A 20,557-nucleotide genomic window follows, 5' to 3' on the forward strand; every position below is an offset into this window, starting at 1 on the left:
CCGGCCGTGCACGAACTGTCGATCGCGACCGCGATCGTCGAGCGGGCCGACGAGCTGGCCCGGGCGGACGGGACGGACGCCGTCTCGAAGGTGACCGTCCGGGTCGGCGAGCTGGCGGGCGTCGTCCCCGACGCCCTCGGTTTCGCCTTCGAGGTGGCCCGCGACGGCACCGCCCTCGCGGGGGCACGGCTCGTCGTCGAGCAGATCCCCGCGCAGGCCTGGTGCGGCCCGTGCGCCGAGGAGTTTGCGGTGGGCATGCCCCCGTTCTTCTGGTGCCCGCGCTGCGACCAGCCCTCCAGCGACCTGCGCAGCGGCCGGGAGCTGGAGATCGCCGGGATCGAGCCCGTACCGGCATAGACAGGCGAGGGGCCCCGCCGACGCGTCGGCGGGGCCCCTCACCGTTCTCCGGTCAGCAGATGCGCGGCAGCTGCTCCCCGAGCGGCAGGTCCACCACCCGCGTCCCGCCGAGGCCGGTGGCGACCACCACCATCCCGGGATGCTCGGCGACGCACTCGCCGATCAGCGTGGCCCCGGCACCCTGCGGATGGGCCCGCATCGCCGCCAGCACCTCCTCCGCCGCCGACGAGGGCACGAAGGCGACCAGCCGTCCCTCGTTGGCGACGTAGAGCGGATCGAGTCCGAGGAAACCGCAGGCGTTCGCCACCGCGTCCGGCACCGGGACCGCCCGCTCCCGCAGCCGGACACCGGTCCCGGACGCACGGGCGATCTCGTTGAGGGACGCGGCCAGGCCGCCCCTGGTGGGGTCGCGCAGCACGTGGATGTCCGGGCTGACGGCCAGCATCGCCGCCACCAGATCCGCCAGCGGCGCCGTGTCGCTGGCGATCTCCACCCCGAACTCCAGCCCTTCCCGGACGCTCATGATCGCCACGCCGTGCAGCCCGATCGGGCCGCTGACGATGACCGCGTCGCCGGGCCGGGCGCGCTGGGGCCGGATGTCCACCCCGTCGGGCACGACCCCCACCCCGGCGGTGGTGACGTACACCCCGTCGCCGTGCCCGGACTCCACCACCTTGGTGTCACCCGTGGCGATCGTGACCCCGGCCGCCGCGGCCGCCGCCCCCATCGAGCGCGCGATCCGCTCGACGACCGTCAGCTCCACTCCCTCCTCCAGCACGAAGGCCGCGGAGAGATACGCGGGCACGGCACCGCTCATCGCCAGGTCGTTGACGGTGCCGTTGACCGCGAGGTCGCCGAGGCTGCCGCCGGGGAAGAACAGCGGCCGGACCACGTACGAGTCGGTGGAGAAGGCCAGCCGCGCGCCGCCCAGCTCCAGGACGGCGGAGTCGGCGAGACCGGACAGGACGGCGTTGCCGTAGGCAGGGGTGAAGATCTGCTCCATCAGCTCCGCCGACAGCGCGCCCCCGCCGCCGTGCCCCATGACCACGACCCCCTGGTCGCGCAGCGGGGCGGGGCAGGTGAAGCCCGCCGGGTCGACCACATCGGCGAGTCGCTCAGACAACGGGAGCCACCTCCTCCTGCCGCGCCCCACCATCGGCCTGCGGCGCCGGGGCGTTCATCCGGCGGTACAGGTAGTAGGCCGCGCAAGCGCCCTCGCTGGAGACCATGGTGGCGCCGAGCGGGGTGCGCGGGGTGCAGGTGGTGCCGAACGCGGCGCACTCGGTCGGCTTGATCAGGCCTTGGAGGACCTCGCCGGCACGGCACTCGGCGGGCTCCTCGGTTCGGATCCCGCCGACGTCGAAGCGGTGCTCGGCGTCGTACGCGCGGAAGGCGTCCGTCAGCCGCCAGCCGCTGGCCGGGATCCGCCCGATGCCCCGCCAGGACCGGTCGGTGACCTCGAAGACCTCCTCGATCATGCGTACCGCGGCCGGGTTGCCCTCCTCGCGCACGGCACGCGGGTAGGCGTTCTCCACCCGGTGCTCACCGCGCTCGAGCTGGCGGACCGCCCGGCGGATGCCCTCCAGGATGTCCAGCGGCTCGAAGCCCGTCACCACCATCGGCACGCGGAACCGCTCGGCCAGCTCCGGGTACTCGGCCATGCCCATCACGCTGCACACGTGCCCGGCGGCCAGGAAGCCCTGCACCCGGCACTCGGGCGCCGTCATGATCGCCTCGATGGCCGGGGGCACCCGCACATGCGACACCAGCAGGCTGAAGTTGCCCAGGCCCAGCCGGCGCGCCTGGTGCACGGCCATCGCGTTGGCCGGGGCGGTGGTCTCGAAGCCGATGGCGAAGAACACCACCTCCCGGTCCGGATTGCGGCGGGCCAGCTCCAGTGCGTCGAGCGGCGAGTACACCACCCGTACATCGCCGCCCTCGCCCTTGACCCGGAACAGGTCGCGGTCGGTGCCGGGCACCCGGAGCATGTCGCCGAAGGAGCAGAAGATCACACCGGGCCGCGAGGCGATCTCCAGCGCCTTGTCGATGACCTCCAGCGGCGTGACACAGACGGGACAGCCGGGCCCGTGAATCAACTCGACCTGTTCCGGCAGCAGTTGATCGATGCCGTGCCGGATGATCGAGTGGGTCTGCCCGCCGCACACCTCCATGAGGGCCCACGGCCGGGTGGCGGTGGCGCGGATCTCGTCCAGCAGGCGCCGCGCCAGTTCGGGGTCGTTGAACTCGTCGATGTACTTCACCGGGCCTCGCTCCCGCTGTCCTGGGGCTGCGCCACCGCGGCACCGCCCGCCTCCTGGGCCGCCTGCTCCCAGGCGTCCCCGAACTCCTCCTCCAACAGCCCCAGTTCCTCGAACAGCTTCAGGGAGGCCAGGGCCGACTCCTCGTCCAAGCGCTGGAGCGCGAAGCCGACATGCACGATGACGTACTCACCCACCCGCACATCGGACACGTACTCCAGGCACGCCTGTTTCTGCACGCCGCCGAAATCGATCAGCCCGGTGAGCGGATCGGAACTGTCGTCGATGGCCACGACCTTGCCGGGCACTGCCAAACACATGGGTCACTCCTCCTGTCGTAGGTGCGCCGCGACCACCAGCTGGCCGAGGGCCAGCCCGCCGTCGTTGGGCGGTACTTCGCCGTGCCGGAGCACCGCGAAGCCGTCTTCGGTCAACAGCCGCGCGCACTCCTCCTCCAGCAGCGCGTTGGCGAAGACCCCGCCGCTGAGAGCGACGGTGGCCAGGCCCGTGTCCTGACGCGCCCGCCGGCAGATCCCCGCCACCGCCCGTGCCACACCGCGGTGGAACCGGGCCGCGAGCACGGCGGCCGGGGTGCCGTGGCGCAGATCGGCGACCAGCGCGCCGAGCACCGGTGCCGGGTCGAGATCCCCGGCGAAGGCGTACGCCGACGTGTCGGCGCCCCACGCCGTAGCGGCCGCGGCCTCCAGCTCCAGCGCGGCCTGCGCCTCGTACCCCGCGCGATGGCACACGCCGACGAGCGACGACACCGCGTCGAAGAGCCGGCCCATGCTGGAGGTCGCCACGCAGGCCAGACCGCTGGACAACTGCCGTGCGAGAACCGCCAGTTCATCCGGTGAACAGGCGGTCACGCACGGCAGGTCCGCGTCCCACGGCAGTCCCGCCGCCGAGAGCCGGGCCAGGGCCAGACGGCACGGATTGGCGACGCCCGCGTCACCGCCGGGCAGCGGGGCGGGGGAGAGCCGGGCGTAGCGCCGGAAGCCGGTGTAGTCGGCGAGCAGGATCTCGCCGCCCCAGACGGTGCCGTCGTCGCCGTAGCCCGTGCCGTCGAAGGCGACGCCGATCACCGGGGTCGTGCCGTCGAGGCCGTGCTCGGCCATCGCCGAGGCGATGTGCGCGTGGTGGTGCTGGACCGGTACGGGCGCGCGTCCGGCCAGTCGGGCCGCCCACCGCGTCGAGTGGTACCCCGGGTGCCGGTCGGCGGCGACCAGTTCCGGGCTCACGCCGGTCAGGCACCGCAGGTGCCCCTCCGCCCGCCGGGCCGCCTCCAGGGTGGTCAGATCGCCCATGTCGCCGATGTGCGGTCCGAACCAGGCGTGGTCACCCTCGCCGAGGCACAGGGCGTTCTTCAGATCACCGCCCACCGCGAGCGCCGGGCGCACCGGCACCGGCAGCCGCAGGGGCCGGGGGACATACCCCCGGGACCGGCGCAGCACCTGCTCGGTGCCGTCGGGCCGCACCCGCAGCAGGGAGTCGTCGCAGGGCGAGGCGATGGGCCGGTCGTGGGCGAGCCAGGCGTCGGCAAGACCGGCGAGCCGGGTCAGCGCCTCGTCGTCGTCCGTGACGATCGGCTCGCCGGAGCGGTTGCCGCTCGTCATGACCAGCACGCGCGGGCCGGTCGGGTCACCGGGCAGGCCGAACAGCAGGGTGTGCACGGGTGTGTAGGGCAGCATCACACCGAGGTGCGGGCTGCCGGGGCAGACGCCGGGTGCGAGGCCGTCGGCCCGCGGGCGCCGGCGCAGCAGGACGATGGGGCGCCGGGGGCTCGTGAGGGCGGCCACCTCGGACGCGGAGAGGTCGGCGATCCGCCGTACGTCGTCGAGGTCCGCGCACATCACCGCGAACGGCTTGCCACCGCGTGCCTTGCGGGTGCGCAAGGTGTCGACGGCCTTGGCGTCGGTGGCATCGCAGGCCAGGTGGTAGCCGCCGAGGCCCTTGACGGCGACGATCCGCCCGGCGGCCAGCAGCGCCCGTGCCGATGCCAGGGCCTCGGCATCCCGCGCCGGGCGGACGGCGCTCCCGGACGCCGGCACCAGGCGCAGCCGAGGGCCGCAGCCGGGGCAGGCCACGGGCTGGGCGTGGAAGCGCCGGTCGAGGGGATCGCCGTACTCCCGGGCGCACTCGCCGCACATCGGGAAGCCGGACATGGTCGTCACGGCCCGGTCGTACGGCATGCCCGTGGCGATGGTGAAGCGGGGGCCGCAGTGGGTGCAGGTGACGAACGGGTGCCGGTGCCGGCGGTCGGCCGGATCGCCCAGTTCCCGCAGGCAGTCGGCGCAGGTCGCCGTGTCGGGCGGGAGCAGGGTGCTGCCGGGGGAGCGGTCGGTGGAACGGATGCCGAAGGTGCCGTCGCCGCCGGAGACAGGCAGGTCCTCGACCTCGACGCCGAGCACCGCGGCGAGCGGCGGAGGCTTCTCGGCCAGCCGGTCGCAGAAGGCGGCGACACCGTCCGGCGGGCCCTCCACCTCGATGAGGACACCGCTCGCCGTGTTGCTCACGAAGCCCGCGAGCGCGAGATCGGTGGCCAGCCGGTGCACGAACGGGCGGAAGCCCACGCCCTGCACCGTGCCGCGCACGGTGACGCGACGGCGCACCGCTCGGGTGGCGGGCGCCGTCACGAGACGAGGCCGGCTTCGGCGCCCTCGTGGGTGTGGGTGTGGGTGTGCGGGCGGGGCGCCAGGGGCGGCCGGTGGACAGGGGCCCCGTCCCGGACGGCGAGCACCCGTTCCAGCAGGGTGTCGACGCCGGCGCCGGTGCGGGCGCAGGACCGCATGACCTCCACCCCGGGGTTGACCCGCTGCACATGCGCCTCGAAGGCCGACTCGTCGAATCCGGCCGGTCCGGCCAGATCGGTCTTGGTCAGCACCACCAGATGGGCGGACCCGAAGGCCGTGGGGTACTTCAGCGGTTTGTCCTCGCCCTCCGTCACCGCCATGAGCACGATCCGCAGGCTCTCGCCGAGGTCGTAGGACGCGGGGCAGACGAGGTTGCCGACGTTCTCCACGAACAGCAGCGAGGTGCCCTCGGGCAGCCAGCTCTCCACATGACCGCGCAACTGCCGCGCCTCCAAATGGCACAGCCCGTCCGTCAGCAGCTGCTTCACCGGCGCTCCCGAACGGGCCAGTCGGTCGGCGTCGTTCTCGGTCGCCAGGTCGGCGGTGAGCGCGGCCACCGGAATGCTCCGCTCCACCGCCCGGGCCAGCACCCGCCCGAGCAGCTCCGTCTTGCCGCTGCCCGGGCTCGACAGCAGGTTGACCACGCTCACTGCGCGCCGGGCCAACTCGTCACGCAGATCGGCGGCCAGACCGTCGTTCTTCGCCAGGACGGCCTGAGTGACCTCGTCCACGGAATCGCACATGGTGCCGCTCCTCGCGGGTCGGTAGGGAAATCGTTCCGCTACCGATCCTCCGCGCCGCCGCTCACCGTGCCCGGCAGCCCGGCCGACGACAGGGCGGCGGATTCGTCCGGGCGGCTCAACGGGGGCGTGGCGGCAGGGTCGGCGAGCAGCACCGCCACCATGGTGTGCAGTGCCGTGACGGCCCGCCCGACCGCCTCGCGCACCGTCGCGCTGATGCCCGGCGCGATGTCCTCGTCGGCGGGTGCCCGCAGCTCGGGCTCGCAGGCCAGGACCAGGACGCGGGGGAGCGGCTCGTCGCCCAGGTGGGCGGCCAGGGCGAGGACCTTCGCCGGGTCCATGCCGTGCGCCTCGGGCGGCGCGCCCGCCGTGGAGCCGCCGGGCAGGTCCGGCTCGATCAGCGACAGCGTGCCCGGCTCGTGCCCCCGCACGGCGGCGTCGACCAGGACGGCCGTGTCGTAGCCGTCGAGCAGCTCGTACGCCAGGTCCATGCCGCGGATGCCGAAGTCCCGTACCCGCACCTCCGGCGGCAGCGGGTGACGGTCCAGGGCGCGGATCACCTCGGGGCCGAAGGCGTCGTCCGCGAGGAAGATGTTGCCGACGCCCGCCACCAGCAGCCGCGCGCTCATCGCGCGTCCCCGGTGGCCAGCGGCCTGGGGGAGCCGCTCGGGAGCTTGCGGACGAACGCGGACCGCAGCGCGTGGTACGGCGCCTCGGGGTCGAAGAAGACGGCGCGCATACGGGCGAGTTCGGCCCGCCGGTATTCGGCGAGGGGCCGCTGGAGCTCGTCCGCGTGCCGTGCCGTGGCCTTGGCGGTGATCCGGCGCGGGAGATCCGGATCATCGGCCGTGTCGGCGGCCAGGCGCTCGACCTCGGCGGCGAAGTCCTGGGCCGCGACCGGCACCAGACGGTCGACCAGTCCGATCCGCTCGGCGGTCGCGGCGCTCACCGGCAGCGCCTCGGTCGTCAGCCGCTCGGCCGTCTCGGCGCCCACGCGGCGGGGCAGCGAGTACGTCCAGTACTCCGACCCGTGCAGCCCCATGTTCCGGTAGTGCGGGTTGAGGACGCTGCCCGTGCGGCACCAGACCTCGTCGGCGGCCAGGGCGAGCATGACGCCGCCGGCCGCCGCGTTGCCGCCGAGGGCCGCCACCACCAGCCGGTCGGTGGTGCGCAGCACCGCCTCGACCACGTCGTTCATGGCGTTGAGGTTGGACCAGGACTCGCCCGCCGGATCGCTCGACGCCTCGATGACGTTGAGGTGAATGCCGTTGGAGAAGAAGTCGCGGGCGCAGCCGAGCACCAGCACCGTGGTGGGACGGGTGAGCGCGTAACGCCAGGCGGCGAGCAGCCGGCGGCAGTGGGTGGTGCTCATCGCCCCGCCGGGGAAGGAGAAGGTCAGGAAGCCGATGTGGCCCTGCTGCCGGTAGCGGATGTCGGTCCAGGTGGTGCGGCCCGGGGGCAGTTCGAGCGGGGCGGCGATCTCGGGCAGCCAGTACGGGCGGTCGTACGAACCCGGCATGCCCGGGCCGCTGCCGGGCGGGGCCGGGAAACCGGCGAGAACCGAGGCGGCCGGCCTGCGGAACGGCGCCGGGTCACCGGAGCTCTTACGGGGGCGCAGCTCCGGGATCCACACCGCGCCGTCACGGGTGGCCCGGCAGACCGCGCCGGCCCGGGTCGCGAGCAGTTCCCCCGGCTCCCCGCGCAGCCGGTCCTCCGGGTGCCCGCCGTGCAGGAACACCTCCCGGCCGCAGATCTCGTCCCGGACGCCCGGCTGCGAGTCGGCCCCACGCAGCTTGCGCAGCACCGTCGCCGTGCTGTCGTACTCCCAGTCGATCCGCCGCTGTTCCTGGCGGAAGAAGTCCCGCCACACCACGTCGATCCCGGTTTCGCTCTGCGGGCGCGGTTTGTACGACCCGTCGGCGTAGCGCCGCACGGCCAGCAGCACGGCCGCCGTCGCGGCGTCCGACACCTCGTTGCGGTACACGTCGCTCTTGCCGGCCGGCGGCACCGGGAAGGAGCCGTCCGCCCACACGTCCCCCGCGTCCATGGCCGCCTCGGCCTGAAGCACCGTCACGCCCCACTCGGAGGCCTCCTCGGCGATCGCCCAGTCCAGCGACGACGGGCCCCGGTCGCCGGGTGGCCCCGGGTGCACGATCAGGCAGGTGTGCTCCCGCCACACGTCCTCCGGCAGGGCCGACTTCAGCATCGGAGCGACGATCAGCTCCGGGCCCATCTCGCGTACGGCGTCCCGGACGGCGTCGGGCCCGTGTGAGGCGAGCACGACGTCCACCCGGTGCCCCTGGTCCGACAGCTCGGCGTACACACGCTGGGACAGGCTGTTGAACGCGCTGGCGACAAGCAAGATGTCCATGACATGGCATGTTCGCCGGTATGGGGAGGGCCGAGAAGGACCACCGCGGCGTTTCGCCGCCCTCGTCCGCTTCCGGCCTACTCTCCGCAAAGGGCGGCCGGACCCGCCGACCTGCGCGGGACGACATTCCGGCTCGGCATTGCTCGCGAACGTATTCGACATCACGGTCCTGCGGTGATCACCGGATGCCCGGACTCCGGCGGCGTGTGGGCGCCCGGCCTCAGTCACGTGGACGGGCTGTTCCACCTCGTCTACAGCAACGTCTCCAGCGGCAGCGTGATGGGAACCGGCTCACCGGCCAGGCGGCGTTCGTCCCGGTCGTAGCGCCGCGCCTCGAGACCGGCCGAACCACCGTGCCCCGGGCGCCAGTCGTGAACCGGGTTGAGCAGCCAGCTGTCCCCTCCCTCGTGGGCACGGCTGGATCGAGGGCCCGAACCTCTACCGCCGCGGCCCGTGGTACTACCTGCTCACCGCGGACGGCGGCACCGGCTACGACCACCAGGTCACCGTCTCGCGCTCCCGCACCCTGGCGGGCCCCTACGGACGCGACCCGAACGGCCCGCTCCTCACCACCCGCGACCACCCCGACCTGCCCCTGCGGAAGGCCGGGCACGGCAGTCTGCCCGCCTTGGAGGTGCCCGCACCCCACCTGCCCCCGGCGGACGGCGCAGCGGACCGCCCGGACCGCAGCGACGGATTCGACGGCACCGGCCTCGGCCCCCAGTGGTCGACCCTGCGCCGTCCCGAGGGCCCCGACTGCCTCTCCCTCACCGAGCGCCCGTCACACCTCCCCTTCGGGGCGGCCGGTCGCCGCAGAGCCTGGTCCGACCGCCGGCGGACGACCCGCCGGTGGAACTCGTCGTCCGTGCGACCACCGCACCACCGCCCCGGGGCGCGAGGTGACACGGCAACCGGTCCCCGCCGATCCACCGGGCCTCGCCTTGCCCGGGCAGCGCGCCTGACGCACGCTGTTCGTATGGGTGCGCAAGACGGCCCTACGCTCATCAACTCCGTCCAGCGGGCCATGCGGCTGCTGGAGGCGGTGAGCGCGCACGAGAACGGCGCGCCGGCCAAGCAGCTGGCGCGCGAGACGAGCCTGCCCCTGGCCACCGCCTATCACCTGCTGCGGACCCTGGTGCACGACGGGTACGTGCGGAAGCTGGACGACGGCGGCTTCGTCCTCGGCGACAAACTCCAGACCCTCCAGTCCACGGGGCGTGCGCAGGCGCTGCTCAGCCGCGTCCGGCCCACCCTCGCCGCACTGCGGGACGAACTCGCGAGCGCCGCCTACCTCACCTTCTACGAGGAGGGCGAGATCCGGGTCGCCGAGATCGTCGACGGCCCCGGCACCCCCCGCGTCGATCTCTGGGTGGGTTTCGAGGACGCGGGGCACGCCACCGCACTGGGCAAGTCCGTCCTGCGGGAACTGGACGAGGAGGCCCGCCAGGACTACCTCTCCCGCCACCACCTCGCCGACCTCACCCCACGGACGATCACCAGCCTCCCGGAACTGCTCCGGCGGCTGGAGACCCCACCCCTGGCCCCGGCCATCACGGATCTGGAGGAGTACGCCCTCGGCACGGTCTGTGTCGCCGTCCCGGTCTACAGCGGGGACACCGTCGGCTCCCTCGGTGTCTCGCTGCCGTCGAACCGGCTCTCCCGGCTGCCGGAGATCCGCGAACGGCTGCTGCCGACCGCGAGCCGCGTGACGAGGGGCCTCTCGCTCACTATCTGAAAATCCTCTCCTTGCCCGCGCCCCGGCTCAGCCCGTTCTCTGGATGTAACGGACATTCCGCGGGCGCACCCCGAGCCTGGCGCCCCCGCTCACAGGTGAGGACCCGATAGGAACATGAGCCATGCGCGAGACCTCGGTGGCGACCACCGGCCTGCACGGCCGTTCAGTGTCCGAGTGGCCGGTGCCAGGACGTCGGCCCGTAGACGCGCCCTCGCGCAGCTGGCCGCCGGTACTCCCGTCCTGCCCGCGCTGGTCGTCTTCGTCGTCGTGCTCGCCGACCTCGCCGACGGTGCCGGGATGATCTGGCTGCCCCTGCTCGTGGCCGGTCCCGCACTGGCGGCCACGACCAACGGGCCGCGCGGTGTCTTCTGGGTCGGCTTCCTCACCGCGGTGCTCGGCGGCGTGCTCGGGGTCAGGGACGGTGTGCCGGGCCGGGAGCTGACCGCCGTGCTGGCGGCCCTGGTGACGGTCACCCTGGCGAGTGGCCTGGCCAGCGTCCTGCGTGGGCGGCGGGAACGGGTGCTCGCCGCCGTCCGCTCGGTCGCGGAGACCGCCCAGCACGCACTGCTCAAACCGGTGCCGGCGACGGTCGGGCCGTTTCAGGCGGCCGTCCGCTACAGCGCGGCGGCGGCCGAGGCCCGGATCGGCGGGGACCTGTACGCACTGATACCCACCCCGCACGGGGTCCGGCTGATCGTCGGTGACGTGCGCGGCAAGGGGCTGCCCGCCGTGGGAACCGCGGCGCTGGTGCTCGGTGTCTTCCGGGAAGCCGCCCACGACGAGCCCGATCTCCTCGCCGTGGTCGAGCGCATCGAGCGGAGCCTCGCCCGCAACCTCGGACACGACGACTTCGTCACCGCCGTGGTCGCCGGATACCCGCGGGCCGGCCACCTGGAGGTCGTGAACTGCGGGCACGCGCCTCCGCTGCTGGTCCGCGCCTCCGGGCGCATCAGCGCCGTGGAGCCCCCGCACCCGGCCCCACCGCTCGGCCTGCGCGCTCTCACGGGTCACCCTCCCGGGCTCCAGACACTGCCCTTCGCCGACGGCGACCAACTGCTGCTCTACACCGACGGGGTCACCGAGGCCCGCGACGGCGGACGGGCCTTCTATCCGCTCGCCGACGGGCTGGAACGCCACGTCTCCCACGAGCCGGCGCGCACCCTCGACGCCCTGCACGACGAACTCCTGGACCATGTGGGCGGCCGGCTGCACGACGACGCGGCCCTGCTCCTGATCCGCAAACCGGCCGCCGACCGGGCGGCGGCTCCGGAGGCGAGCCACCCCGGCCCCACCGCTCCCGCTCGGGCGTCCGAGGCGAAGTGCTGCTCGTGAGAGCCGCGGCGGCCGCAGCGGATCACGCGTCGCGCAGGTCCTTCACCCGGCGGATCTTGCCGACGGAGCGTTCCAGGGTCTCCGGTTCGACGATCGTCACGTCGGCGGTGATGCCGATGCCGTCCTTGACGGCCTTCGCGATCGCCTCGGCCGCGGCTTCGCGCTGCTGGGGGCCGGTGCCGGGGCGGGTCTCGACGAGGACGGTCATGTGGTCCAGGCGGCCGCGCCGGGTCAACCGGATCTGGAAGTGCGGCGCGATGCCGGGCGTGCGCAGCACGATCTCCTCGATCTGGCTGGGAAAGACGTTCACCCCCCGCAGGATGATCATGTCGTCGCAGCGGCCGGTGATCTTCTGGATGCGGCGGAACGCGGGCCGGGCCGTACCGGGCAGCAGCCGGGTCAGATCGCGGGTGCGGTAGCGGACGACCGGCAGGGCCTCCTTGGTCAGGGAGGTGAAGACCAGCTCGCCCTCCTCGCCCTCGGGCAGCACCTCACCCGTGATGGGGTCGACGACCTCGGGGTAGAAGTGGTCCTCCCACACGTGCAGGCCGTCCTTGGTCTCCACACACTCCTGGGCGACGCCGGGACCGATCACCTCGGACAGGCCGTATATGTCGACGGCGTGGATGTCCATCCGCTCCTCGATCTCGCGGCGCATCTCCTCCGTCCACGGCTCGGCGCCGAAGATGCCCACCCGCAGACCGCTGCCGCGCGGGTCGAGACCCTGACGCTCGAACTCGTCGAGCAGGGTGAGCATGTAGGACGGCGTGACCATGATGATCTCGGGACGGAAGTCCTGGATGATCTGCACCTGGCGCGCGGTCATGCCCCCGGAGGCCGGGATCACCAGACAACCGGCGCGCTCCGCGCCGTAGTGCGCGCCGAGGCCGCCGGTGAAGAGCCCGTACCCGTACGAGATGTGCACCTTGTGGCCAGGGCGGCCGCCGGCGGCGCGGATCGAGCGGGCGACGAGGTCCGCCCACATCGACAGGTCGTTCTCCGTGTAGCCGACCACGGTGGGACGGCCGGTGGTGCCGCTGGAGGCGTGCACGCGCCGCACCTGGTCCATGGGGACGGCGAACATGCCGAACGGGTAGGTGTCCCTCAGGTCGGCCTTCGTGGTGAAGGGGAAACGGGACAGGTCCTCCAGCGAGCGGCAGTCGTCGGGGGTGACCCCGGCCGCGTCGAACTTCTTCCGGTACGCCTCCACGTTCTCGTAGGCGTGCCGCAGACTGCGGCGCAGGCGGTCGAGCTGGAACTCCCGCAGCTGCTCGCGCGTCAGGCGCTCGGTGTCGTCGAGCAGGTCGTGGGGGAGGGGCGCGCCGCGCCGCCGGCCGGCCGTGACCGCCGGGTTCGTCGTGGTGTCCGCTTCCCTGGTCATGCCGACTCCTCCGGCCTCGTGCTCCCGATGCTGCGGCTGCGGCCCCGGAACTCCGCGATCACCTCGTCGCCCCGCCGGACGCTCACGTCGTAGAGGCCGCTGCGGCCGTGGCGCACGCGCTCCTCGGCCCGTGCCACGAGAACGTCGCCCTCGTGCGCCGGGGCCACGAAGGTGACGTCGGCGCCGGCCGCGACGGTCACCGGGCCGTGGCTGTTGCACGCGCAGGCGAAGGCGCTGTCGGCGAGCAGGAAGATGTAGCCGCCGTGGGCGATTCCGTGCCCGTTCACCATGAGGGGGGTCACGGTCATCCGCAGGACGGCGGTCCCTTCGCCCTGCTCCAGCAGCTCGATCCCGAGCCCGCGGGAGGCCTGGTCCGCGGCGAACATCGCCTCCGCGGCCGGCGTCGCGTCAGCGGTATGGGTCATGTCTCGCACCCCCTTGTAGCCCGACCGACCATTCGGTTAGTTTGGCGCTGCCAAGTAATCCAGCCGTCCCGGGGACTGTCAAGGGTCCAGGACTTCCCCAAGGGGTCTTACCAAGGCGCGCCGGCTTGTCCTACCATGGACCGAACGAATGGTCGGTTGGGAAGTGGGACGGATGGACACGACACACTCCAGCCCCGCGGGGGCGGACGGCGCCGAGCCGGCTCTCCAGCAGCACTTCGACGCGACGATCGCGCGGGACCAGCGGATCGAGCCGCGCGACTGGATGCCGGAGGGCTACCGCAAGACACTGATCCGCCAGATCGCGCAGCACGCGCACTCGGAGATCATCGGCATGCAGCCGGAGGGCGAGTGGATCACCCGCGCGCCGTCGCTGCGCCGCAAGGCCATTCTGTTCGCGAAGGTCCAGGACGAGGCCGGGCACGGGCTGTACCTGTACTCGGCCGCGGAGACGCTGGGCGCCGACCGCGCGGATCTGACCGGGCGGCTGATCGAAGGCCGTCAGAAGTACTCGTCGATCTTCAACTACCCGACGCTGAGCTTCGCGGACGTCGGGGTGATCGGCTGGTTCGTGGACGGGGCCGCGATCTGCAACCAGGTGCCGCTGTGCCGCTCCTCGTACGGGCCGTACGCACGCGCCATGGTGCGGATCTGCAAGGAGGAGTCGTTCCACCAGAGGCAGGGCTACGAGCTGCTGATGACGATGATGCGCGGCACCCCGGAACAGCGCGAGATGGTGCAGGACGCGGTGAACCGCTGGTGGTGGCCGTCGCTGATGATGTTCGGCCCGCCCGACGACGCCTCGCCCAACTCCGCGCGGTCCATGGCCTGGAAGATCAAGCGGCACAGCAACGACGAACTGCGGCAGCGCTTCGTCGACATGACCGTCCCGCAGGCCGAGAAGCTCGGCGTGACGCTCCCCGACCCGCAGCTGCGCTGGAACGAGGAGCGGGGCCACCACGACTTCGGCACGCCCGACTGGGACGAGCTGATGCGGGTCATCAAGGGCGACGGCCCGTGCAACGACCAGCGGATGGAACGGCGCCGCACGGCCCACGAGGAGGGCGCCTGGGTGCGGGAGGCGGCCACCGCCCACGCAGCCAAGCAGGCGTCCCGCGAGCGGAAGGGAGCGGTGGCATGACCGCCGACAAACAGGACTGGCCGCTGTACGAGGTGTTCGTGCGCGGCAAGCGCGGGCTGAACCACGTCCACGTGGGATCGCTGCACGCCGCCGACGACCGCATGGCGCTCACCCACGCCCGCGACCTGTACACCCGGCGCAACGAGGGCGTGTCCATCTGGGTCGTGCGCTCGGAGCACATCGCCGCCTCCACGCGCGACGAGAAGGACCCCTTCTTCGAGCCCAGCGCCGACAAGGTCTACCGGCACCCGACGTTCTACGACATCCCCGACGACGTCCCGCACATCTGAAGGAGAGGGCATGAGCGACGACCACGTCTACATGACCCTCGCCGAGGGACACGAGGACGACACCCGCTGGGCCTACGGCACCGGCTTCGAGGACCCCCTGCACGGCGTCGACACCACCGTGCCCGACGACGTGGACGCCGGTGAACTGGCGGCCCTCTGCGTCACCCTGGCCGACGACGCCCTGGTCTCGGCGCAGCGGCTCGCCGAGTGGACCACCCGCGCCCCCGAGCTGGAGGAGGAGGTGGCGCTCGCCAACATCGGGCTGGACCTTCTCGGCCAGGCCCGTCTGCTCTACTCCCGCGCGGGCCAGGCCGACGGCACCGGCCGCGACGAGGACGCCTACGCCTACTTCCGCGACACCGGCGACTTCCGCAACGTACGCCTGGCCGAACTCCCCAACGGCGACTTCGCCTTCTCGATCGTGCGGCTGCTGGTGTTCGCCAGCTGGCGTCTCGCGCACTTCGAGCGGCTCGCCGCACACCGCGACCCGGTGCTCGCGGCGATCGCCGCCAAGGGCGTGAAGGAACTGGCGTACCACCGCCAGTACGCGGCCGAGTGGGCCGTGCGCCTCGGCGACGGCACCGAGGAATCGCACCGCCGGATGCGCAAGGCGCAGGAGCAGGTGGCGCCCTACCTGGGCGAGCTGTTCACGGCGTACGACGTCCGCGACGAGGTCGTCGCCGTGCTGCGCCAGGTCACCGAGGCGGCCGGGCTGCCCATGCCCGTCTACCGGCCGCTGCCCGGCTCGGGCCGCGCCGGGGAGCACACCGAGCATCTGGCCCCGCTGCTGGCCGAGTTGCAGGGCGTGGCCCGCGCCCACCCGGGGGCGACATGGTGACGGCACTCCTGGACGCCCGAAGGGCCCGGCGCATCGCCGAGCAGGTGCCCGACCCCGAACTGCCCATGCTCACCCTGGCCGACCTCGGGGTGCTGCGCGAGGTGACCCTGGCCCCGGACGGCACGGTCGTGGCGAGCCTGACCCCCACCTACTCGGGCTGCCCGGCGATGGCCGAGATGCGCGCGGGGGTGGCCGCCCGGCTGCGGGACGCCGGGTACGCGCGCGTGGAGATCCGGACCGTCCTCGACCCGCCCTGGAGCAGCGACTGGATCACGGCGGCCGGCCGTCGCAAGCTCGCCCAGCACGGCATCGCCCCGCCCGGGGCAGCACCGCCGCGCGCCGCCGGGCCGGTCCCGCTCGTGCTGTCCCCCACCCGCCGCTCGGTCCCCTGCCCCCGCTGCGGTCACCCCGACACCGAGGAGACCTCCCGCTTCGGCGCCACGTCCTGCAAGGCCCTGTGGCGCTGCCTCGCCTGCCGCGAGCCGTTCGAGTACGTCAAGGAGATCTGATGGAGGACCTGATGGAGCCGGCCCCCGCCCCGGCGGCACCCCCGCGTGCCCGCCGACGTCCGGTCTTCCACCGCCTGCGGGTCGCCGCCGTGCAGCCGCTGTGCGAGGACGCGGCCGCCGTCAGCTTCGACATCCCGGCCGAGCTGGCCGAGGAGTTCGCCTTCGCGCCCGGCCAGTCGCTCACCCTGCGGCGCGACATCGACGGCCGGGACGAGCGCCGCTCGTACTCGATCTGCGCTCCCGCCGGCACGGCACCGCGCATCGGCGTCCGAGTGGTGCCGGGCGGCCTGTTCTCCTCCTGGCTGGTGCACGACGTACGCCCCGGCGACACCGTCGAGGTGATGGCACCCACCGGCGTCTTCACCCCCGACCTGACCACCCACGGCCACCACGTCCTGATCGCCGCCGGGTCCGGCATCACGCCCATGGTCTCCATCGCCGAGTCCGTCCTGGCCGCCGACCCCCGCTCGCGCGTCACCCTCCTCTACGGCAACCGCCGCACCGGCACGGTGATGTTCGCCGACGAGCTCGCCGACCTGAAGGACCTCTACCCGACGCGGTTCCAGCTCGCCCACGTCCTCTCCCGCGAGCCCCGCGAGGCCGAGGTGCTCTCCGGCCGCCTCGACGCCGAGCGGCTCTCCGCGCTCGTCGACGCGCTGGTCGACGTCGCGTCGGCCGACCACTGGTGGCTGTGCGGCCCGCACGGCATGGTCCGCGCCGCCCAGCAGGTCCTGACCGGCCTCGGCGTGCCCGCCGACCGCGTCCACCAGGAGCTCTTCTACGCCGACGACGAGCCCGTCCGCGAGGTCCACCACGCCGACACCGGCCCCACCGGCCCGGTCAGCCAGGTCACCGTCACCCTCGACGGCCGCTCCACCACCTCGGCCCTGCCCCGCGAGCGGACCATCCTGGAAGGCGCCCAGCAGACCCGCCCCGACCTGCCGTTCGCCTGCAAGGGCGGTGTCTGCGGCACCTGCCGCGCCCTGGTCACCGACGGCAAGGCCGACATGCGCCGCAACTTCGCCCTCGAACCGTCCGAGGTCGACGCGGGCTACGTCCTCACGTGCCAGTCGTTCCCCGTGTCCGAGACGCTGACGGTGGACTTCGACACCTGACCCCCAGGGCGGTGCGCCGGCCTGCGGACCCAGGCCCGGGCAGGGCACTTGTCCTTGGAACGGGACGCGGAAGGCGTTACACGATGTGCCGGCCCTTCCTCCCCTGGTCGGCGCGCAGAACGCGCAACGCCGTGAGTGCCACGTGGAGTTCGGTGCGGCGGTCGCCGGATTCGAGGTCGGTGTCGAGGAGGCGTTCGATGGTGCGCAGGCGCTGGTACATGGTCTCCCTGGACAGACCACCGCGACGGGCCGCCGTGGTCTTGTTGCCGGCGGCGTCGAGGTAGTGGCCCAGGGTCGTCAGCAGGTCGGTGCCGTGCCGGGTGTCGTGGTCGATGAGCCGGCTCAGCCGGCGTTCCGTGTAGTCCTGGATCCGGGTGTCCTCGCGCAGCGCGTACAGCAGCCGGCGCAGATCGATGTCCGGCAGCTCGTGGAAGGAACGGTCCGGGGGCAGCGGCTGGCCCGGAGGGGTGGCCTCTATGACCCGAGCCGCCTCCCGGAATGAGCGGGCGGTGTCGGCGAGGTCCGCCACCTCCGACCCGGTGCCGACGATCGCCTCCGGCGCCAGAGCAAGCGTGGTACGGCTCAGGCGTTCGGCCACGGGCCGCCAGGGCTGGGCGGGGCGCAGGGCCAGCAGGACGCCGAGTCGCCCGGGGGACAGCTCGCCGACCAGGGCCGGGATCCCCGCCGACCTCAGCTCCCGGTGCAGCCGGCTCTCCGCCTCGGCGCCTTCCCCACCGGGTCCCAGCTCCACGAGGATCGCCAGGAAGACACCGGCCTCCGTGGGCAGGCCCAGCGCGGCGCAGCGGGCACGGACGTCCTCGGCGGAGTGGTGCCGCTGCTCCGCCAGCTCCCGCAGGGCGTTGCGGTGGGCCGTGTGTTCCCACGGCGTGGTGTGGATGAGCCGGGCCACGGTCAGGGCCATCGCCGTCCGCTCCAGGACGGTGACGTGCTCGGGTCCGAAGGCCGGCCCGTCGGCGGGCAGCATGGCCAGACGCCCCCAGCGTTCGCCCTGGTAGGAGACGGGCGCGGTGAGCCAGCCCTCCGGGCCGCCCACCTCCGTGTGGTCGCCGGGCTCGGTCCCCCGGGAACGCCGCTCCCAGTCCCCGAGCGCCTCCTCCACCGTGCTCCCCGAGGGCTCGCAGATCAGCGCCTGGTGCATCAGGTTCTCCAGCACGACCGTCCGGCCGCTCATCTCCGCCGCCGCGCGCACCACGTCCTCCGGCCCCGCCCCGCGCAACGTGAGAGCCGTGAACGCCTCGTGGATCCGCTGGGTCCGGCGCATCGCCTCGGCCTGGCTGCCGAGGATCAGCGCGTGCACGACCTGGGTGACCTCCAGGAAGTTGACGTCCCGGGCGAGGGTGACCAGGGGGAGCCCCCGGGTCCGGCAGGCCTGTACGAGGGCGTCGGGCGGCCGGTGGTAGCGCCGTACGAGTTCGATGACCAGGGCGGCCGCCCCCACATCGGTGAGTTCGTCGACGTACCGGCGGACCCCCGCGGCGTCCTCGGGCAGGGGCATACCCGTGGTCAGCACCAGCTCGCCGCCCTTGAGGAAGGAGGCCGGGTCCGTCAGCTCGGTGATGTGCACCCAGCGCACCGGCCGGTCCAGCTGGGCCAGTCCCGTGACGACCTGGGGCTGTCCGGCGGCCAGGACGGGCAGGGCGAGGACATCGGCGAGCGTCGGTGCGCGACCGGCCGTCGGCGGGTGATCGTTCACGGTGCCTCCCTGCATGCCCGGTCACTCTGACAAGCGGGGCTGACCTGCGCAAGAGCTGTTCACGGGAGGGGCGGTCGGTGCCTGGGGGGTTCGGCGGTTGACACAACGTCCGAACAACGGGTTCCGGCTGGACAGATCACGCGTTGTCGCGTTCCGCGGCGGCTTGGATGCTCGGATCCGGAGCTGAGCCAAGCAACCAGACCTCGTCGTACGGCCGGGAGACAACATGACCGCACTGTCGCCGCACCTTCGCCAGGCCACGCCCGTCGTGGCGGCCAGGGGCGAGGGCGTCCACCTCTACGGTGAGGACGGCCGCCGCTATCTCGACTTCACCGCCGGCATCGGCGTCACCAGCACCGGGCACTGTCACCCCAAGGTCGTGGCGGCGGCGCAGGAGCAGGTGGGCACGCTCATCCACGGCCAGTACACGACCGTCATGCACCAGCCGCTGCGCCGCCTCGTCGACAAGCTGGGCGAGGTGCTGCCGACGGGGCTGGACAGCCTGTTCTTCACCAACTCCGGCAGCGAAGCCGTCGAGGCGGCGCTGCGGCTGGCCCGTCAGGCCACCGGCCGGCCCAACGTGCTGGTCTGCCACGGCGGATTCCACGGCCGTACGGTCGCCGCCGCCTCCATGACCACCTCCGGCATCCGCTTCCGGTCCGGGTTCTCGCCGCTGATGAGCGGCGTGGTCGTCACCCCGTTCCCGACGGCCTTCCGGTACGGCTGGGACGAGGAGACCGCCACCCGCTTCGCCCTGAAGGAACTCGACTACACCCTCCAGACGATCTCGTCGCCCGCCGACACGGCAGCGATCATCGTCGAGCCGGTCCTCGGTGAGGGCGGCTACGTCCCCGCGAACCGCGCTTTCCTGGAAGGCCTGCGGGAGCGGGCGGACCGGCACGGCTTCCTGCTGATCTTCGACGAGGTGCAGACCGGCGTCGGCCGCACCGGCCGCTTCTGGGGCCACGACCACTTCGGCGTCACCCCCGACATCCTCGTCACCGCCAAGGGCCTGGCCAGCGGCTTCCCGCTCTCCGGCATCGCCGCCTCCGAGGAACTGATGACGAAGGCCTGGCCCGGCTCGCAGGGCGGCACGTACGGTGCCAACGCCGTCGCCTGTGCCGCCGCCTGCGCGACACTGGACGTCGTACGCGACGAGAAGCTCGTCGAGAACGCCGAGACGATGGGCAAGCGGCTCCGCCACGGGCTGGAGGCCGTGGCCGACCGGACCCCGGGCATCGGCGACGTCCGCGGCCTCGGCCTCATGCTCGCCACCGAGTTCGTCACCGAGGACGGCAGCCCCGACCCCGAGACCGCCGCCCGCGTTCAGCGCGCCGCGATCGACGAGGGCCTGCTCCTGCTGCTGTGCGGCGCCTCGAACCAGGTCGTCCGCATGATCCCGGCGCTCGTGATCGACGAGGCGGGCGTCGACGAGGGCCTCCAGGCCTGGGCGAACGCGGTCGAGGCCGGCACGTCGGGAGCGTCGGGCCGATGACCATCGCCACCCGCGACCTGGCGGGTCTGACGGCCCGTCTCGCCGAGCTGGCGCCCGGTCTGCGGGTGGAGACGGGCCCGGGGGCCACCGGCCCCTACGCCTACGACGCCTCCAACTACCGCGTGCCGCCGCGGGCGGTGGTCTTCCCGCGCAGTGCCGACGACGTGGTCGCGGTGGTGCGGGCCTGCCGGGAGGCGGGTGTGCC

Annotated in this window: 21 protein-coding genes and 1 pseudogene; 12 read left to right on the plus strand and 10 right to left on the minus strand. The window is 73.1% G+C overall.

Going from position 1 to position 20,557, the window contains the following annotated elements; genetic code table 11:
* The first annotated feature begins 6 nt into the window (after positions 1 to 6).
* Complete coding sequence (hypA, locus tag ACIRDU_RS31785) at positions 7 to 357, plus strand: hydrogenase maturation nickel metallochaperone HypA (protein ID WP_403585915.1); 351 nt, start codon at positions 7 to 9, stop codon at positions 355 to 357.
* Positions 358 to 409: 52 nt separating this feature from the next.
* On the opposite strand, the gene hypE is transcribed toward hypA, so the two are convergent.
* Genes hypE through ACIRDU_RS31820 form a run of 7 tightly spaced genes read right to left on the minus strand, consistent with a single transcriptional unit; the run spans position 410 to position 8,359 of the window.
* The gene (gene hypE / locus ACIRDU_RS31790; protein ID WP_403585917.1) at positions 410 to 1,480 is read right to left on the minus strand and encodes a hydrogenase expression/formation protein HypE; all 1,071 of its coding nucleotides are present in this window, start codon (positions 1,478 to 1,480) and stop codon (positions 410 to 412) included.
* On the minus strand, positions 1,473 to 2,618 hold the full coding sequence (gene hypD, locus ACIRDU_RS31795) for a hydrogenase formation protein HypD (protein ID WP_403585919.1): 1,146 nt from the start codon (positions 2,616 to 2,618) through the stop codon (positions 1,473 to 1,475). Before hypD ends, hypE begins: the two co-directional genes overlap by 8 nt.
* The gene (locus ACIRDU_RS31800; RefSeq protein ID WP_403585922.1) at positions 2,615 to 2,935 is read right to left on the minus strand and encodes a HypC/HybG/HupF family hydrogenase formation chaperone; all 321 of its coding nucleotides are present in this window, start codon (positions 2,933 to 2,935) and stop codon (positions 2,615 to 2,617) included. The genes hypD and ACIRDU_RS31800 overlap by 4 nt, the downstream gene beginning before the upstream one ends.
* 3 nt (positions 2,936 to 2,938) lie before the next feature.
* Positions 2,939 to 5,251 carry a carbamoyltransferase HypF gene (gene hypF, locus ACIRDU_RS31805; protein WP_403585925.1) on the minus strand — a complete coding sequence of 771 codons (2,313 nt, stop codon included), beginning with the start codon at positions 5,249 to 5,251 and terminating at the stop codon, positions 2,939 to 2,941.
* Positions 5,248 to 5,991, minus strand: a complete 744-nt coding sequence (gene hypB, locus ACIRDU_RS31810) for a hydrogenase nickel incorporation protein HypB (protein ID WP_403585927.1) — start codon at positions 5,989 to 5,991, stop codon at positions 5,248 to 5,250. The genes hypF and hypB overlap by 4 nt, the downstream gene beginning before the upstream one ends.
* Before the next feature lie 38 nt (positions 5,992 to 6,029).
* Positions 6,030 to 6,617, minus strand: a complete 588-nt coding sequence (locus ACIRDU_RS31815) for a hydrogenase maturation protease (RefSeq protein ID WP_403585930.1) — start codon at positions 6,615 to 6,617, stop codon at positions 6,030 to 6,032.
* Positions 6,614 to 8,359, minus strand: coding sequence for an enoyl-CoA hydratase-related protein (locus ACIRDU_RS31820; RefSeq protein WP_403585932.1), 1,746 nt, complete (start codon positions 8,357 to 8,359; stop codon positions 6,614 to 6,616). The genes ACIRDU_RS31815 and ACIRDU_RS31820 overlap by 4 nt, the downstream gene beginning before the upstream one ends.
* 174 nt (positions 8,360 to 8,533) lie before the next feature.
* Here ACIRDU_RS31820 and ACIRDU_RS31825 point away from each other — a divergent pair, with 174 nt between their 5' ends.
* The 4 genes and pseudogenes from ACIRDU_RS31825 to ACIRDU_RS31840 all read left to right on the plus strand — a co-directional run bounded on the left by ACIRDU_RS31825 (position 8,534) and on the right by ACIRDU_RS31840 (position 11,426).
* Positions 8,534 to 8,683, plus strand: coding sequence for a hypothetical protein (locus ACIRDU_RS31825; protein ID WP_403585934.1), 150 nt, complete (start codon positions 8,534 to 8,536; stop codon positions 8,681 to 8,683).
* Positions 8,684 to 8,822: 139 nt separating this feature from the next.
* A pseudogene (locus ACIRDU_RS31830) lies at positions 8,823 to 9,158 on the plus strand (family 43 glycosylhydrolase); the annotation flags it as partial.
* 177 nt (positions 9,159 to 9,335) lie between these two features.
* The gene (locus tag ACIRDU_RS31835) at positions 9,336 to 10,094 is read left to right on the plus strand and encodes an IclR family transcriptional regulator (protein WP_403585935.1); all 759 of its coding nucleotides are present in this window, start codon (positions 9,336 to 9,338) and stop codon (positions 10,092 to 10,094) included.
* Positions 10,095 to 10,208: 114 nt separating this feature from the next.
* Entirely contained in the window at positions 10,209 to 11,426 is a 1,218-nt protein-coding gene (locus tag ACIRDU_RS31840) for a PP2C family protein-serine/threonine phosphatase (RefSeq protein WP_403585937.1), read from the plus strand.
* Positions 11,427 to 11,448: 22 nt separating this feature from the next.
* Here the strand turns inward: ACIRDU_RS31840 and paaK are convergent, their stop codons facing one another.
* Positions 11,449 to 12,807 carry a phenylacetate--CoA ligase PaaK gene (paaK, locus tag ACIRDU_RS31845; protein WP_403585940.1) on the minus strand — a complete coding sequence of 453 codons (1,359 nt, stop codon included), beginning with the start codon at positions 12,805 to 12,807 and terminating at the stop codon, positions 11,449 to 11,451.
* Complete coding sequence (gene paaI / locus ACIRDU_RS31850; protein ID WP_403585942.1) at positions 12,804 to 13,232, minus strand: hydroxyphenylacetyl-CoA thioesterase PaaI; 429 nt, start codon at positions 13,230 to 13,232, stop codon at positions 12,804 to 12,806. The genes paaK and paaI overlap by 4 nt, the downstream gene beginning before the upstream one ends.
* Before the next feature lie 172 nt (positions 13,233 to 13,404).
* Between paaI and paaA the strand changes: the two genes are divergently transcribed.
* Genes paaA through paaE form a run of 5 tightly spaced genes read left to right on the plus strand, consistent with a single transcriptional unit; the run spans position 13,405 to position 17,143 of the window.
* On the plus strand, positions 13,405 to 14,391 hold the full coding sequence (paaA, locus tag ACIRDU_RS31855; RefSeq protein ID WP_403585945.1) for a 1,2-phenylacetyl-CoA epoxidase subunit PaaA: 987 nt from the start codon (positions 13,405 to 13,407) through the stop codon (positions 14,389 to 14,391).
* Positions 14,388 to 14,681 (plus strand): 1,2-phenylacetyl-CoA epoxidase subunit PaaB, encoded by a 294-nt coding sequence (gene paaB / locus ACIRDU_RS31860; protein ID WP_031142175.1) that lies wholly within the window; start codon positions 14,388 to 14,390, stop codon positions 14,679 to 14,681. Before paaA ends, paaB begins: the two co-directional genes overlap by 4 nt.
* Positions 14,682 to 14,691: 10 nt before the next feature.
* Entirely contained in the window at positions 14,692 to 15,519 is an 828-nt protein-coding gene (gene paaC, locus ACIRDU_RS31865; protein WP_403585949.1) for a 1,2-phenylacetyl-CoA epoxidase subunit PaaC, read from the plus strand.
* Positions 15,513 to 16,028 carry a 1,2-phenylacetyl-CoA epoxidase subunit PaaD gene (gene paaD, locus ACIRDU_RS31870; protein WP_403585952.1) on the plus strand — a complete coding sequence of 172 codons (516 nt, stop codon included), beginning with the start codon at positions 15,513 to 15,515 and terminating at the stop codon, positions 16,026 to 16,028. The genes paaC and paaD overlap by 7 nt, the downstream gene beginning before the upstream one ends.
* Positions 16,028 to 17,143: a 1,2-phenylacetyl-CoA epoxidase subunit PaaE gene (gene paaE, locus ACIRDU_RS31875; RefSeq protein WP_403585955.1), complete on the plus strand. Its 1,116-nt coding sequence runs from the start codon at positions 16,028 to 16,030 to the stop codon at positions 17,141 to 17,143. The genes paaD and paaE overlap by 1 nt, the downstream gene beginning before the upstream one ends.
* A gap of 76 nt (positions 17,144 to 17,219) precedes the next feature.
* Here the strand turns inward: paaE and ACIRDU_RS31880 are convergent, their stop codons facing one another.
* Positions 17,220 to 18,872 carry a PucR family transcriptional regulator gene (locus ACIRDU_RS31880; protein WP_403585957.1) on the minus strand — a complete coding sequence of 551 codons (1,653 nt, stop codon included), beginning with the start codon at positions 18,870 to 18,872 and terminating at the stop codon, positions 17,220 to 17,222.
* Positions 18,873 to 19,083: 211 nt separating this feature from the next.
* On the opposite strand from ACIRDU_RS31880, the gene ACIRDU_RS31885 reads away from it, so the two are divergent.
* Together ACIRDU_RS31885 and ACIRDU_RS31890 are read left to right on the plus strand one after the other, a co-directional pair.
* On the plus strand, positions 19,084 to 20,352 hold the full coding sequence (locus ACIRDU_RS31885; RefSeq protein ID WP_403585960.1) for an aspartate aminotransferase family protein: 1,269 nt from the start codon (positions 19,084 to 19,086) through the stop codon (positions 20,350 to 20,352).
* The coding region (locus ACIRDU_RS31890; protein WP_403585963.1) for a hypothetical protein at positions 20,349 to 20,557 on the plus strand (209 nt) is incomplete at its 3' end. The genes ACIRDU_RS31885 and ACIRDU_RS31890, both read left to right, overlap by 4 nt.

The organism is Streptomyces sp. NPDC093598, assembly GCF_044764825.1.
In the GTDB taxonomy this organism is placed as follows: domain Bacteria; phylum Actinomycetota; class Actinomycetes; order Streptomycetales; family Streptomycetaceae; genus Streptomyces.